Source organism: Streptomyces sp. NPDC004126, assembly GCF_050275515.1.
Taxonomy (GTDB): domain Bacteria; phylum Actinomycetota; class Actinomycetes; order Streptomycetales; family Streptomycetaceae; genus Streptomyces.
On record NZ_JBNNPF010000010.1, the window covers coordinates 37170 to 50739 of the forward strand.

At 73.3% G+C, this 13570-nt stretch carries 15 protein-coding genes; 5 read left to right on the forward strand and 10 right to left on the reverse strand.

What is annotated here, in order from left to right; all coding sequences use genetic code 11:
• Positions 1–51 precede the first annotated feature (51 nt).
• Positions 52–333 (reverse strand): hypothetical protein, encoded by a 282-nt coding sequence (locus tag ACQKM2_RS12075; protein WP_427708735.1) that lies wholly within the window; start codon positions 331–333, stop codon positions 52–54.
• A 222-nt stretch (positions 334–555) separates the two neighbouring features.
• Here ACQKM2_RS12075 and bla point away from each other — a divergent pair, with 222 nt between their 5' ends.
• On the forward strand, positions 556–1473 hold the full coding sequence (gene bla, locus ACQKM2_RS12080) for a class A beta-lactamase (RefSeq protein WP_427708737.1): 918 nt from the start codon (positions 556–558) through the stop codon (positions 1471–1473).
• A gap of 48 nt (positions 1474–1521) precedes the next feature.
• Here bla and ACQKM2_RS12085 read toward each other — a convergent pair whose 3' ends face one another.
• Both ACQKM2_RS12085 and ACQKM2_RS12090 read right to left on the reverse strand, forming a co-directional pair.
• Positions 1522–2223, reverse strand: a complete 702-nt coding sequence (locus tag ACQKM2_RS12085; protein ID WP_427708738.1) for an NAD(P)H-binding protein — start codon at positions 2221–2223, stop codon at positions 1522–1524.
• Positions 2224–2385: 162 nt separating this feature from the next.
• Positions 2386–4599, reverse strand: a complete 2214-nt coding sequence (locus ACQKM2_RS12090) for an endonuclease (protein WP_427708739.1) — start codon at positions 4597–4599, stop codon at positions 2386–2388.
• 313 nt (positions 4600–4912) lie between these two features.
• Between ACQKM2_RS12090 and ACQKM2_RS12095 the strand changes: the two genes are divergently transcribed.
• On the forward strand, positions 4913–5251 hold the full coding sequence (locus ACQKM2_RS12095; RefSeq protein WP_427708740.1) for a hypothetical protein: 339 nt from the start codon (positions 4913–4915) through the stop codon (positions 5249–5251).
• A 98-nt stretch (positions 5252–5349) separates the two neighbouring features.
• Positions 5350–6231, forward strand: coding sequence for an endonuclease/exonuclease/phosphatase family protein (locus ACQKM2_RS12100; RefSeq protein ID WP_427708742.1), 882 nt, complete (start codon positions 5350–5352; stop codon positions 6229–6231).
• Here the strand turns inward: ACQKM2_RS12100 and ACQKM2_RS12105 are convergent.
• The 4 genes from ACQKM2_RS12105 to ACQKM2_RS12120 all read right to left on the reverse strand — a co-directional run bounded on the left by ACQKM2_RS12105 (position 6212) and on the right by ACQKM2_RS12120 (position 8887).
• On the reverse strand, positions 6212–6718 hold the full coding sequence (locus ACQKM2_RS12105) for a hypothetical protein (RefSeq protein WP_427708744.1): 507 nt from the start codon (positions 6716–6718) through the stop codon (positions 6212–6214). The two genes, ACQKM2_RS12100 and ACQKM2_RS12105, sit on opposite strands and share 20 nt — an antisense overlap.
• 98 nt (positions 6719–6816) lie before the next feature.
• Entirely contained in the window at positions 6817–7371 is a 555-nt protein-coding gene (locus ACQKM2_RS12110) for an SUKH-4 family immunity protein (protein WP_427708746.1), read from the reverse strand.
• A gap of 59 nt (positions 7372–7430) precedes the next feature.
• The gene (locus ACQKM2_RS12115) at positions 7431–8054 is read right to left on the reverse strand and encodes a barstar family protein (RefSeq protein ID WP_427708748.1); all 624 of its coding nucleotides are present in this window, start codon (positions 8052–8054) and stop codon (positions 7431–7433) included.
• A 404-nt stretch (positions 8055–8458) separates the two neighbouring features.
• Entirely contained in the window at positions 8459–8887 is a 429-nt protein-coding gene (locus ACQKM2_RS12120; RefSeq protein WP_427708750.1) for a DUF4240 domain-containing protein, read from the reverse strand.
• A 221-nt stretch (positions 8888–9108) separates the two neighbouring features.
• On the opposite strand from ACQKM2_RS12120, the gene ACQKM2_RS12125 reads away from it, so the two are divergent.
• Positions 9109–9714 carry a cadmium resistance transporter gene (locus ACQKM2_RS12125; protein WP_427708751.1) on the forward strand — a complete coding sequence of 202 codons (606 nt, stop codon included), beginning with the start codon at positions 9109–9111 and terminating at the stop codon, positions 9712–9714.
• A gap of 87 nt (positions 9715–9801) precedes the next feature.
• Entirely contained in the window at positions 9802–10992 is a 1191-nt protein-coding gene (locus ACQKM2_RS12130) for a THUMP-like domain-containing protein (protein WP_427708753.1), read from the forward strand.
• 205 nt (positions 10993–11197) lie between these two features.
• On the opposite strand, the gene ACQKM2_RS12135 is transcribed toward ACQKM2_RS12130, so the two are convergent.
• From ACQKM2_RS12135 to ACQKM2_RS12145, 3 genes are all read right to left on the reverse strand, one after another.
• A complete protein-coding gene (locus tag ACQKM2_RS12135; protein ID WP_427708755.1) occupies positions 11198–11500 on the reverse strand; it encodes a hypothetical protein in 303 nt (100 codons plus the stop codon).
• A 125-nt stretch (positions 11501–11625) separates the two neighbouring features.
• Positions 11626–11901 (reverse strand): isoamylase early set domain-containing protein, encoded by a 276-nt coding sequence (locus ACQKM2_RS12140; protein WP_427708757.1) that lies wholly within the window; start codon positions 11899–11901, stop codon positions 11626–11628.
• Between the two features lie 403 nt (positions 11902–12304).
• Complete coding sequence (locus ACQKM2_RS12145; RefSeq protein ID WP_427708759.1) at positions 12305–13408, reverse strand: serine hydrolase domain-containing protein; 1104 nt, start codon at positions 13406–13408, stop codon at positions 12305–12307.
• Positions 13409–13570: the final 162 nt, after the last annotated feature.

Below are 13570 nucleotides of genomic sequence, written 5' to 3' on the forward strand. Positions count from 1 at the left end.
GGAACCCGGCGCCGGTGCGACAGCGCCTGTGAGCCCGGGCTCGCGAGGCCGCTACGGGGCGACCCGGCAGGCGCTGACCGCGGTCCCGTTGGTGACACCGCCCTGGGTCAGGCCGGACACGCACCGGTCGTGGTCGCCGCCGAGGCCGGCGGAGCACGCCGCGCGGACGTACTCGGGGGCCTCGCCGCCGCGCAGTTCGCGCTCGACCTGGTTGATGCAGGCCCTGACGTCCGCGTGCGCGGCGGGGGCGGCGAAGGCCGCGCCCCCGATCGCGAGGGCCAGTCCCGTGAGGACACCTGCGATACGGGCCGGAATACGGGTTGACGTGCGCAAGGGGATACACCTGCTCTCGGCATGCGGTCATAGCCACCGGATTCGGGGCACCCGTTCGGCTCGACGGCCGCGTGTGCCCGCGCCGGTCCCCCTCACCACCGTACGACCGGGGACCGCGGACCACGAGCGGGCGCCGGGGACCGGTGCAAACCGGGGTGGAACCGTCGTATCCACTCCTTGCGTCATGATCACCAAGGTTCCCGGAAGAACGACGAGGTCCCCATGCCCATGCCTCCTGCCCGCCGCAGCGTGCTGGCCGCCCTCGGTGCCGGCGCCGGCACCGTGCTCACCGCGGGCCTGGCCCCCGCCGCTGCGGCCTCGCCCGGCCCCCGGGTCGCCCGGGCCCTGGCCGAGCTCGAACGGGCGCACGGCGCACGGCTCGGGGTGTACGCCCTGGACACGGGCACCGGACGCGCCGTCACCCACCGGGCGGACGAACTCTTCCCGATGTGCTCGGTGTTCAAGACCCTCGCCGCCGCGGCGGTGCTGCGCGACCTCGACCACGACGGCTCGGTCCTCGCCCGCCGCATCCACTACGCCCAGGCGGACATCGACCGGTCCGGCTACTCCGAGTGGACCAAGCGGCCGGCGCACCTCGCGAACGGCCTGACGATCGCCGAGCTGTGCGAGGTGAGCATCACCTACAGCGACAACACGGCGGCCAACCTCCTGCTGCGCGAACTCGGCGGCCCCGCGGCCGTCACCCGCTTCGCCCGCTCCCTCGGCGACCCGGCGACGCGCCTGGACCGGTGGGAGCCCGAGCTGAACAGCGCCGAACCGGACCGCGTCACCGACGTCACCACCCCGCGGGCCATCGCCCGTACGTACGCCCGGCTGGTCCTGGGCGACGCGCTCGGCCGGGCCGACCGCGGCCTGCTGACCGGATGGCTGTGCGCGAACACGACGAGCGGCGCGCGCTTCCGCAAGGGGCTGCCCGTCGAGTGGCGGCTCGGCGACAAGACGGGCGGCGGCTCCTACGGCACGAACAACGACGTCGGCATCGCGTGGCGGCCGCACGGGGCGCCGCTGGTCCTGGCGGTCCTGACGACCAAACCGGCGCAGGACGCGAAAGCGGACGACGAGCTGGTGTCCGGGGCGGCCAGGGCCCTGGCCGAGGAGTTCGCCGCCCCGGGGCGCTGACGGGGGAGGGGAGAGGGACGCCGCCGCCCCCCGGAACCGGATGCCCCGTCAGCCCCGCCCGCCGGCGTCCGCGCCGGCGTCCGCGTCCGGGGCGAGGGCCAGGAAGTCGTCGTGGGTGCGGACCCGGACCCCGGGCCGGTCCTCGGCCAGCGCGGCGATCATGGCTGCCGCCAGGCGGCCCGCCTGCACCGGCCGGTAGGGGCGGGCGGGCCCGGCCAGCAGGGGGGCCAGTACGGCCGCGGCCGTGCCGCCGAGCCCCTCGCTCGGGCGGTGAGCGGAACGGCGGCCGAGGATGAAGCAGGGCCGGAAGAACTCGGTCTGGCGGTAGCCCAGGGCCGTCACCTCCGCCTCCATGTCCCCCTTGACCCGGAGGTAGAAGGCCCGGCTGCCGGATCCGGCACCGACCGAGGAGACGACGGCGATCCGCTCGGCGCCCGCGTCCCGGGCCAGCCCGGCCACCCGCACGGTGTGGTGCTGGTCCACCTCGCGGAAGGCCTCCTGCGAGCCGGCCTGCCGGATGGTGGTGCCCAGCGCGCAGTACACGTCGCTCCCTCCCGGCCCGTGCGGCAGGTCGTCGGCCCCGAGCTTGGCGAACTCCACCACCCGGGCGTCCAGCCGCGGGTGTTCGAGGCCGAGCGGGCGGCGGGCCAGTACGGTGACGCGGTCGTAGCGCGGGTCGCGCAGCAGCCGCACCAGCAGTTGTCCGCCGACCAGTCCGGTGGCTCCGACCAGGAGCGCGCTGCGGGTCATGGAAGTCCTCTCCGCCGCCGGCGGCCGGCCCGCCGGAGTCCCCGCAGCATGTCACATCGAACGAAGGCCGGCGCCACCGGCCGTGGCCCATGCGGGCCCCGGCCATGGGGCCCATTCGCAGGGGTTCCGCGGGGGTTCCTCAGGGGTCCCTCAGGGGTTCCTTCAGGGCCAGGCACCCGCGAAGTCGATCCGCTCCGCCCACTCCGGGTGGTCTATCAGCGGGTTCCGGTTGCCTTGCATCTCGGCTATCGCCGCGTTGCGGTGCTGCTCGTAGAGGTCCGCCGGATGGTCCTTGTGCCAGTCCAGCAGCATCCGCAGGCCGTCCCGCTGGAGTTCGCGCGATTCGTCGCCGATCCTGCCCGGGTAGCGCAGCAGGAAGTAGAGCGTCGCCCTGGCGACCGGCCCCTTGCCCGCGGACGGCTCGAACCTGCCCGCCTCCCGTCGCCCGCAGCTGTGCCGGACGGCCTCGTCGAAATCGGGGAAGTCGAAGTACGGGATGTTCCCGCGGAAGCTGTTGCACGTCGACTCGCAGGCGAAGAGGTGGTGCAGGTCCCCTCGCATCGGCTCCTTCTTGGCGAACCACGACTGGGGCACGACGTGTTCGCAGTTAAAGGGCAAGGAGGCCTCCAGGAGGTCGAGTTCGGCCTCGACGGCGTCCGGTCCGGGCGCACCCTCCAGGAGCATGAACTCCTGCCAGCGTCCGATCCGCGCCGCCTCCACGGCCGCGTCGGCCGCCATCAGCTCCTCGGGGGCGAAGGCGTTGTCCGAGTAGATTCCGTGGAGCTTCTCGTCGGGGTGCAGGTCCACCCACGGGTAGAGCAGGCGCATCGGCTTGTACGCCGGGCGGCGTTCGTGCGTCGACTCCAGCCGCTGCGTCAGGGCGAGGCGCAGCGCGGTGGGGTCGCCGGTGCCGATCCCCGCGTAGTAGGCCTCGCGGGCCGCCAGGTCGGCGGCCTGGTCGTAGTAGGGGCGGGTCCGGGAGGCCGCCAGGTTGACCAGGGCGGCGGCCAGGTCCCGCTCGGCGGGCGACCGGCCGTCGACGTGCCCGGCCCCGGCGGGCGCCCCGACGGGGAACGAGGCGGTCGACGCGGGCGCGGGCGCGGGTGCCGCTGCCGTGACCGGTACCGCCGTCCCGTGCCGCAGGGCCTCGGAGTCGAGGCTGACGCTGATGGTGAGGGGGACGGTCCAGCGGACGGACCCGGCGGCGGCGTACTGCTCACCGCCCTGGGCCGTCGGCGGGACCTCGGGCGCGGAGCCGTTCGTCCGGCCGGCCAGGACGGCCGGCGGCGGGACTTCCACGGTGTGCGGGGTCGAGCCGGCCGCGATCAGTTCCGCGCGGAGCGCCGCGGCGGCGCCGGACAGGGGGAACTGCTGGATCACGGCGAGGATGCGGCTGACGCGTACGCCCTCGTTGGCCTTCCAGTCGACCCGGTGCTCTCCCATGGCCGGATGCCAGATGCTTCCGTCGACGGCCAGCACGTTGCCGTCGCGGTCCCTGCGGGGCACGCCCGAGTGGTGCAGGGCCACGACCTCCCACTGGTCGTTGAACACGGGGGCTCCCGAGGAGCCGTGAGCCGTGTCGGCCGCGTAGTGGAGGTAGTCGTCCAGCACGTCCACGATCTGGTTGTCGCGCAGGGCCAGCTGCTTCGGTTCGCCGTTGGGGTGCTGGATGATGTTGACGAGCTCCCCGATGACGGCCTTGCCCTGGGCCTCCTTGAGGGGGAGCCTCCCGAACGACACCAGCGGCTGACCGTCCCGGGAGCGTGCGGACACCGCGACCACGGTGAAGTCGAGGTCGCGGTGGGTGACGAAGAAGCGCTGCGGTTCGAGCTGGAACACGACCGGGACCAGCGGCCGCCCGCTCGCGCTCGTCTGGAAGTCGAACTCGACGACTCCGGCGGCCGCTTCCTCGGCGGAACCCAGCACGTGGTTGTTGGTCAGCAGCAGGGAGGGGGAGACCAGGAAGCCGGTTCCGTGCAGGGTCGACCCGGGGCTGCGGACGGTGATCCGGCCGACCGGGCGAGCGGCGAGGAATCCGCCTTCGAGGTAGTCGATCCCGATGAGGTCGTTGCGGCCCATGAACCGTTCGAGCGTCAGCAGGCCGGTGCTGACGAACTCGCGGTCCAGATCCAGGCTGGTACCGGTGGTGGCGGTCCCCGGGGTCCGCTCGATCGCCGTGGCCATGGCCCAGTCGACGCCCAGACGGCCGAGGCGGCTGTTCACGCGCTCCCGGGTGTCGGCATGGAGGATGCCGTGCCGCTCCAGCGCCTCCCTGTGGCCGTCACGCTCGGCGGCACGCGCCGTGTAGCGCCGGCCGGCCTTCTCCATCTGCTCGATGAACCCCGTGTCGGCCCGGGACAACTGCTCCACTGACATCTCGGCTCGCCTCCTCGGCCACAGCCCCTTCGGCGCTCGGACGCCCCCTTTCCTCCCCTCGTTCCAGTATGGGCACAGGGCCCGGGCGCCCGCCCGGCCGAACAGGGTTGCGCCGCCGGGTGGTTGTGGCGTCAATCGTTGAGGCTTCTCCCACTCCCCGGACGACGGCGGGTGCCGGGACGGCCGGCCCGGACCTGGCGTTGAACGTGTTCAAATGCTCTGGCAGGATGATCCGGCGGACGGACCTGCCCGCCCCGGCAGGTCTCCTGCGCACGCCCGTGCGCCCGTTCCGCCGCGCCCCGGAGGCCGCCGCATGATCTTCGCCCTGCTCTTCTTCGTCGTCCTGGCCCTGGTCGCCGTCGTCGTGCCCGCCGCCCTCGTCGGGGCCGTCCTGGTGGTGAGCCGCACGCTGCTGCCGTTGTGGGCCAGGAGCGTCCTGCTCCCGGTCCTCGCGGCCTCCTCGGCCCTGCTGTGGCCGTTCGCCGCCGGTACCGCCAACCCCTGGTGGCCCGCCGCTGCCCTGCTGTCCTTCCTCGTCACCTGCGCCACCGGCGCGGCGTTCCTCCTGTACGAGACCCGGGGCCGGCGGCACCTGCCCCCCCCCGCGTACCGACCCGGAGGAGACCCCAGGGCCACCGAGAACCCCGTGTAGTCCGCGGCGGCTCGGCAAGCCCGCCCCGGGGGCTCGATCGCGCGTCGAGGGCGGCTGCGGCCCGGTGTGTGATGATGTGCGTCCACTTCAGGGAGGCGATGGTGCTGAGCAGGGGCGCGCGGTGGGCCGCGGGCGCGCTGACCGCGGTCTGCATGCTGCTGCTCCTGGGCCCCGGCACACCGGACCGTGGCCTTCCCCTCGCCAGGCCGCTCCCGGCCGGCGCCGCCGAGGAGGTCGTACCGGACCGGGTCGGCACGTGGAACCTCTGCAATCCGTGCGGGAGCGGGCTCAACTTCGGCCGGGCCACGGAGATCGCCACGTACGCACCGCAGGTCATCGGCCTGCAGGAGGCGTGCGTACGTGACGTCGAGGAGATCCGCGAGTACCTGGAGGAGGTCTACGGGCTGGTCTACCGGGTCGAGTACGGGCCGGTCCTGCGGAACTGGAACCGCTGCGGTGGGCTGCCGTGGCGGCCGGGCGGCTTCGGCCAGGCGATCCTGTCGGCGGCGCCGATGACGGACCGGGTGAGCGTCGAATACCCCGACGGCGGTTCGGAGGACCGCGGTTACCTGGTCGTCACCACGCTGGTGGGCGGCCGGCCCGTCCGCGTCTTCAACACCCACCTCGCCCAGCGCCGGCAGGAAGAGGTACGAGCGGGCCAGGTGGCGGTGCTCGCCGAGCAGGTCGCCCGCCACGACCGGGCGATCGTCCTCGGCGACTTCAACGCCGTGCCGGACGCGCCCGAACTCGGCCCGATGTGGGCCCTGGCCACGGACACGGACCCCGGCTGCCGCCCCTCGGCCGCCGGGGCCGGCGCCTGCGCGGCCACCACCGACTGGAACAGCAAGTTCGACTACGTGTTCCTGCGCGGCATCACCCCGCGCACGCACCGCGTCCACCCCAGCCCGTACTCGGACCACCACCTGCTGCACACCGACCTGGACCCGGCCCGGGCCGGGCTCACGCGCGGACGGCGGTGAGGTGGTAGGTCGTGTCGACCCAGAAGCCGTCGGTGGTGGCGCCCTTGACCTCCAGGACGTACTGACCCGGGATCAGCGGTGCCGTACCCGCCCAGATCCCCCACGCGAGATGCGTGCGGAGCCCCACGGCGAAGGGCGGGGCGGTGAACTCGCGCAGGTCGAGGGGAGCGCCGTTGAGGAAGGCCTTGGCCTCGGCCACGTCGAGCCTCAGCGGCTTGCGGGAGTACAGCTTGGTGTGCTGGATGTTGAGCACGGGGAAGAACAGGGGCCGGTCGCAGGGCACTTCGCAGCGGCGGACCACGCGGCCGCCGTAGGTGCCGGCGAGGAACCAGAGGTCGTCGGGCTGTTGCCAGCCGGCGTGCTCACCGGTCGTGTCGGACACCGGGCTCCGGTCCTCGGGGGCGGACAGGGCCCACTGCCACCAGCGTCCGGCCAGGACACCGCCCTCCTGGTCACCGACCTGCCAGGCCCCACCGTTCGCTGCCATTCCGTCCACGGCCCTCACCCTCCACATCAGTCCGTCGAACCCTACGGCGTCACGCCGGGCGGACGACGGGGAGGGTGGGAGGATGAGCGCGATCGCCGTCACAGCATGGGATACGAGTCCAGGAAGAGGGTCCAGAACTCGCTCCTGAACGGCAACGGGTCCCAGCGCTCCATGCCCTCCCGGACGATCTCCTCCACCGCGGCCCAGTCGTGGGGGTTCGGGCGTTCGTCCGGTTCCGGCCGTTCCACCTCGAACTTGTAGACCAGGTAGCCGAGCGACGAGACGTCCCCGTGGAGCAGTTCGTACTCGATCTCCGAATCCGGGTCCGCGGCCCAGATCGTGCCGTCGCCGAGGTGCACGAAGACGACCGCCTGGAAGAGGTGGCCCAGCGGCTGCAGCCTCCCGACCGGGGTGTCGACCGGCAGGGCGCCCGGTTCCCTGGCGAAGGCCGTCTCCGGACTGGCCGGATCCCGCTCGGCCAGCTCGTCGAGGATGCGGAACAGCCCGCCGGAGTAGGGGATCCCGACCTCCGTCACGAAGCGCGCCCCGTCCCCCTCGGGCCAGATCCGCGCAGCGGCATCGGGACGGAACCTCAGCAGATCGCCGGGCGAAGCCGCCTCGACGACCAGCGGCCACTCAATCCCGACCAGCACGCGCCACCCGTTCCTCACATCCCTCCGAGACCGGTACCCGGTCCCTCACACCCGTCATTTCATCCCCGTTCGGCCCGAGCGGACGCGTCAGCGGGTCCGTCGTCCGCCCACGGGGCGGACACGGGGTCTCCGCCCGGCCAGTCGACGTCGGTCAGGGTGGCGAGCAGGCGGCCGTCCACGAGCGCCACCGCCACGTCCATGCCGCGGGCCGCCTTCTCCGCGAACGCGACGGGGGCCGTGTGGTCCAGGAGGAAGACGAAGTGCTGGACCATACGCGGGCGCCACTCATCGAGCTCGCCGTCGGCGTCCAGGCGAAGGTTGGAGTGCCAGGCGGCCTGGGCGAGAACCGATACGAACAGCCCGAGGAAGTCCGACTTCAGCAGGTCGTCCGCGTGCTCGATCAGAATCGCGAGGTCCTGGTCTCCGTGGCCGGGACCGTGCCAGTCGTGGAGGCAGTCCACGAGCGCGTCCCAGTTGTGGCCGAAGTAGCCGAGGAACGACAGGTCCCGGGCGAAGGTGCGGAAGACGGACGCCGCATCCTGCATTTCCCGGCCGTCGAGCCGCAGGACGAGACCGTTCCGCTGCACGAGCGCGGCCGCTTCCGACGCCAGCCATGGGTCGGCCGGGGAGGTGAACACGACCCATGGGGAGCGGCGTTCCGTCAGAGTGGGCGTGGTCGTCATGGGTGAGATCCTCGCACGGCATTTGCCCGGAGCCCGAGCGGTCAAAGGAGCATAGATCGTGCTCAACGAGCACCGTCTGCCCAGGTCAGGAGGCTGCCGACGACCATCCCCCCGCGCCGAAGCCCAGGTGGCCCACCGGCCGAGCTCCGGCCCGCCCGGCCAGCCCCGGGAACGGCTCGGCGAACGTCCGACGCGGGCAGTCCGCCGACCCGCAGATGAAGCGACGGACCGTCAGCCGGATCACAAAGCCCTGCTCAGCGAGCGGCAGGCCCTTCGGCTTGCGCTGGCAGCGGTCGCGGACTCGGCCTGAGGAGCGACCGCAGTCCGGTTTGGGGATCAGGCACACATCCCGTGAGGTTGATCGTCAGCTCGTGAGTCCGTCAGCAGGTGTGGGCGAACGCTGGTCAGTCAGCCCAGCCCTCGGTGTTCGAGCACGACTCGTAGGAGTAGCGCGTGTTGCGGTCCCATTCCTCCCCGGTGATGCGCTTGTATGCACGGTCCGGTGCGTAGAGCAGGCTCTCGGCCCAGATGAGCTTTGTGGCGTACGGCTCGAAGACCGCAGGGTCTTGAAGGACGCTCTCGAAGACAGCGCGGCCGGCCGCGACGACGGCAGCACGGGTGTAGAGGAAGGAGTCATCGGACAGGTCGTATCCGTATTCCTTACGGTCGAGCTGGTAAAGCGCCCACGACAGTTGTTCCGCGAAGCCTGTGACCAGCGGCAACGGTCCCTGGGCAAGACGCTCGGTCAGCGCGGGTGCGAGCAGCTCGGCCTCAGGGTCGGGTTCCGTGGGCCTGCAGTCTTCGATGAGCTGCCAGAAAGCATCTTCGTTCATACGGGCGAGCATGACGCAGGGGTCTGACACTCCCCGGTGATCCGACGGACGCCCGGTGGTGCCGGGCCGACGACGCGCCTGCCAGAGCGACGGCTACCGCTTCCGGAATCCGACGCGACGCCGGTGCCCCACGGCTCCGCGGCGCCGGCCCGTGCGAAGGGTGGTGCGGGTGCCCGGTAGCGTCGCCGGGGCATCCGTACCGAAGGAGAGGGCGTCTACACGTGGACCTGGGGATCATCGGGCAGGCAGTCGGGCTGTTCGCCGTCACGAACATCGACGACATCCTGATCCTGGCGCTGTTCTTCGCCCAGGGAGCCGGGCACCCGGGCGCCACCCGACGGATCGTGCTCGGCCAGTACCTGGGCTTCGCCGCTATCCTCGCCGTGGCCGTGGCCGCCGCGTTCGGCGCCACCTTCCTGCCCGAGTCGGTCATCCCCTACCTCGGCCTGCTGCCCCTCGCGCTCGGCCTCAAGGCCGCCCGGCAGGCATGGAAGGACCACCGGGGCGGCAACACGGACGAGGAGGAAGCACAGCCGAAGGAAGGCGGACCCGGCCCGCTTGAGGTGGCCGCGGTCACCTTCGCCAACGGCGGCGACAACATCGGCGTCTACGTACCCGTCTTCGCCACCGCCGGCACCGGCGGGATGGCCGTCTACGCCGCGGTGTTCCTCGTCCTGGTGGCGGTGTGGTGTTTCACCGGACGGTACTTCGCCACCCGCCCCGTCATCGCCAAGGCCCTCGCCCGCTGGGGCCACGTCCTGCTGCCTCTGGTCCTCGTCACCATCGGCCTGCTCATCCTCATCGAGGGCGGCGCCTTCGGCCTGTGAGGCCGTCAAGGCCGCGCAAAGCCGAACGAGACCGCCGGCCCGGCCCCCGCCCGTACGCCGCCCGGGAGGGGTTGCGAGGATGCGCGGATGGATGTCGACACGTTCCGGGCGCTGCTGACCGACGAGGGCCAGGCGGTACTGGCAGCCGTTAGCGACCCCGATCCGGCGGCCTGGCCGGCCACACTGACCGCGCTGCGCTGGGACCACCCCGCGGAGCTGGTGGCGGCGGCGGTCGAGCAAGTGCGGCTGCGGCGGGAGGCGGAGGCCAAGTTCGGGGCGGACGCCCAGCGGATGTACTTCACCCACGACGGCTTGGACCACGCCTCCCACCGGGAGGTGGCGGAGTACAAGCTGGGCCGGGTGCTGGACGAGATGGGCGTGGTGTTCCTGGACGTGTGCCACCTGGGCGTGGGGGCCGACGCCCTCGTGCTGGCGTGGTCGCACGCCGTCACCGCCGTCGACGGCGATCCGTTGAACATCGCCGTCACCACGGCCAACGCCGCCGCCTTGGACGGGCAGTCCACGATGTGGATCCAGCAGGAGGACCTCACGGCCTACCAGCCCCAGGGCGAGGCCGTCTTCGTCGACGCCGTGCGGCCGGGCGCGCAGGAGGGCGGTACGGACCCGCGGGCCTCGGCTCCGTCGCGGGCATGGGCGCTGGACACCGTCCGCGGGCTCGGAGCGGGGGCGGTCCGGCTGGGTCCGGACGTCCTGTACGGGAGCGTGCCGGAGGACTGCGGGGCCGACGAGGCCGAGTGGATCTCCCGGGAGGGGGAGGTGCAGGAGGTCGTCCTGTGGTGGTTCGGGGAGGCGAACCCGGCCGCGCGCGTCCGGCGCCGGGCCACCCTGCTCCCCGGCGGGGCGACGCTGACGGGCCGGGGGCTGCCGGACCCGGCCGTTCGGCCGCCCGGCCGCTACCTGTACGAGGTGGACGCGGCGGTCGTCGGGGCGGGCCTGGTGGCCGAGGTCGCCGAGGACGTCGGCGGTGGCGTGCTGGACGCGGCCCTCCCCGCCTGCGTCACCTCGGACGAGGCGCACACCACCCCGTTCGCGACGGCCTACGAGATCACCGAGGTCCTGCCGTACGCCCCCGCCGCCTCCGGGGCGCTGCTCCGCGGGCGCGGGGCGGGATGCCCGACCGTACGCCAGTACGGCTGCGCCGCCGAGGCCGCGGAGCTCGGGCAGCACGTCGCCCCCGGGGGCCGCGGCGAGGCGACGGTGTTCCTGACCCGGGTGGCGGGGGAGCCGACCCTGCTGCTCGTCCGCCCCGCGGGCTGACCGCGGGAGGCCGTCCGGGCGCCGACGGGGTCATCCCGACCCGGCGTCCATCAGCGGGGGCGGCCCGTCGCGGCCGCGCTCTGCAGACGCGTATGACCGGCATGCGGGTTTTCATGCGCCCGGCTGGCGCCGAAGCCGTGGGACGAGGGGCGCGGACGAACACCGCGCCGGCCGGCCGGCGGTTGCGCCCGGCGCCGCGGCCGGATCAGCGGTCGCGTGCTGTCAGCTGGCCCTGTGCGTAGGGGTCGGCCTCGGTGGTGTACGGCCCGCCGTGGCCGGCGAGGAGGTCGGTGATGCGATGCCACTCCGCCAGCGCCGCCCGAGCGGGTGCGCCGGCGTCGGCCGCGTCGCCGACGGAGTCCAGGACCCGGGCGAGCGCGGACACCGCCTGATGGTGGGTCATGCCCTCGGCTTCGGCCCGTACGCGGTCGCGGGCCTCGATCTCGCCCGGCGACGGCTCGTGCGGCTGGAGTTCCGCCTCGACGACGGTCTCGGTTGCGTCGGACATGCCACCACCTTTCGCTTCCCGTGGACGCCCCTACCCCGCGAACGGGCCGGCAATCGCCCCGTCCCGGCGCCGCGGGACCGCTCACGCCCGAGCGGCCCCCTTGCGCCGCCGTGGCGGGTGGACCGTCAGGTGTGGAGACGGCTGTTGGTGCCGTCGTGGCTGTCGGCGGCCTCGTCGTCGAACCAGTAGTCGCCGGCCGCGAGGTAGCGGAAGGAGTGGGCGCTGTGGGCGGGCAGGGCGACGGTGGCCGCGCGGGTGCCGTCGCCGCGCGGGGTGAGGGGGTGGGCGGCCGGGTTCCAGTGGTTGAAGTCGCCGACCACGCTGACCGGCCCGTCCGGCACGTCGGCGGGCAGGATGAAGGTGACCTTGGTACGGCCCTTGAGCTGCTTGCGTTCGAGCATCGAGACCTCCGCAGGAGAAGAAGCGCGAGAAGACAGGGACGCCGCATCCTCGTACCGCGGCCCCGTTCCGGGCCGCAGGCGCCTTCGGGGCCTGCGGAGCTCACCCGCCCGGGGACGGATCCGAGGGCCAGGTGGCGGCGCGCGGGCACCCACCCGCGAGCGCCGTCGGCCGGGCCGCGGGCGTGCTGGACGTGCCGGCGGAGAACTCCCTCCCCGGCGCCCCCGATTGGCGCGCCGCCCTGCCCGGCGCCCGTCAGCCGGCCGCCTGCCCGGCGCCACCGGCATCGTCTCGCCGGACCACGACGAGTACGGGAGCCCGATGCCGACGGCGGTCACCCCGGCATGGTCCGACGAGTGCAGGGTCAGGACGGCCCTCCGGGGCCGGGGGTGGACCGCCCGGTGGTCAGCGGCGCCTGGTGCACAGGGCCGCGTCCACCGCGCCCTGGAGGTGGCGCAGGCTGTCGCCCTCGGCCGCCCAGGTCGTGGTGTACACGGTCACGGTCCCGCGGCCCGCCGTGGCGCGGCCCCCGCCCACCGAGTTGCCGGGCAGGTCCCCGCCGTGGCCCCAGTAGACGCCGCCGCAGCTGAGCGGGGTCGAGGCGATGCCGTAGCCGTAGCGGCTGCCCGCCGGGTAGACGTCGCGGCCGCCCACGTCGGTGGTGTCCTGGGTCATCTGGCGCAGCGCCCAGGAGGGCAGCAGACGGCCGCCGAACAGCCCGTCCCAGAAGGCGTTGAGGTCCTTGGGCGTGGAGACGAGCCCGCCCGAGGCGCCGAACTCGTAACCGGGCAGCTCGGTCACGTCCACCCGGCCGGCCTCCGGGGCGGCGGGGTGGATGCCGTAGTTGCGGGCGTGCGGTCCGCGCAGCGCCATCTCGCCGGGCGCGGGCCAGTAGGTGTCGTCCAGGTGCAGCGGGCGCAGGATCGTGCGTTCGACGTACGTCCGGAAGCCGACCCCCGACGCCTTGTCGATCACCATGCCGAGTGCCAGGTAGTTGGTGTTGGAGTAACCCCAGTCGGTGCCGGGCTCGAAGACCGGCTTCTCCTTGAGCGCGAGGCCCAGGTAGTCCTCGGACGTGCCGGGCGGCCGGGTCCAGTCGACCAGTGCGGTGTACTCCGGCAGCCCGCTGGTCTGCTTGAGCAACTGCCGGACGGTGATGGGCCGTTCGGCGAGCTGGGGCACGTACCGGCCGGCGCGGTCGTCGAGCCGGACCCGGCCGTCCGCCACCAGGCGCATCACGGCCGTCGCGGTGAACGCCTTGGTGTCGCTGGCCAGCCGGATCCGCCCCCGCTCGTCGACCATGGGCCGGCCCGACTCCCGGTCCGCGACACCGGCGGTGCGCGTCGTCCTGCCGTCGTACGCCAGCGCGCCCGGGACCCCGTCGCTGTTGACGAGCAGGTCCAGCTGTGCCTGCACCGGGTCGGCCGGCCGGGCCGCCGCCTCGGGGACGGTCACCCCGACGACCGCTGCGGCGAGCAGGACTGCGGTGGCGATCGGCTTGCGGTACATGGGCTTCCCCCCGGGTCGTGGGCCCTCGCGGGCCGGTCAGTCGCTTGACGACCACTCTGCCGGTGCGCCGACGCAAGATCATTGGCCTTGGCCCCCGAACGGCAGGGCAGCCACCCCCCTTGACGTGCCACGGATCGTCAGGTAGAGCACCGCCCCGGCGGT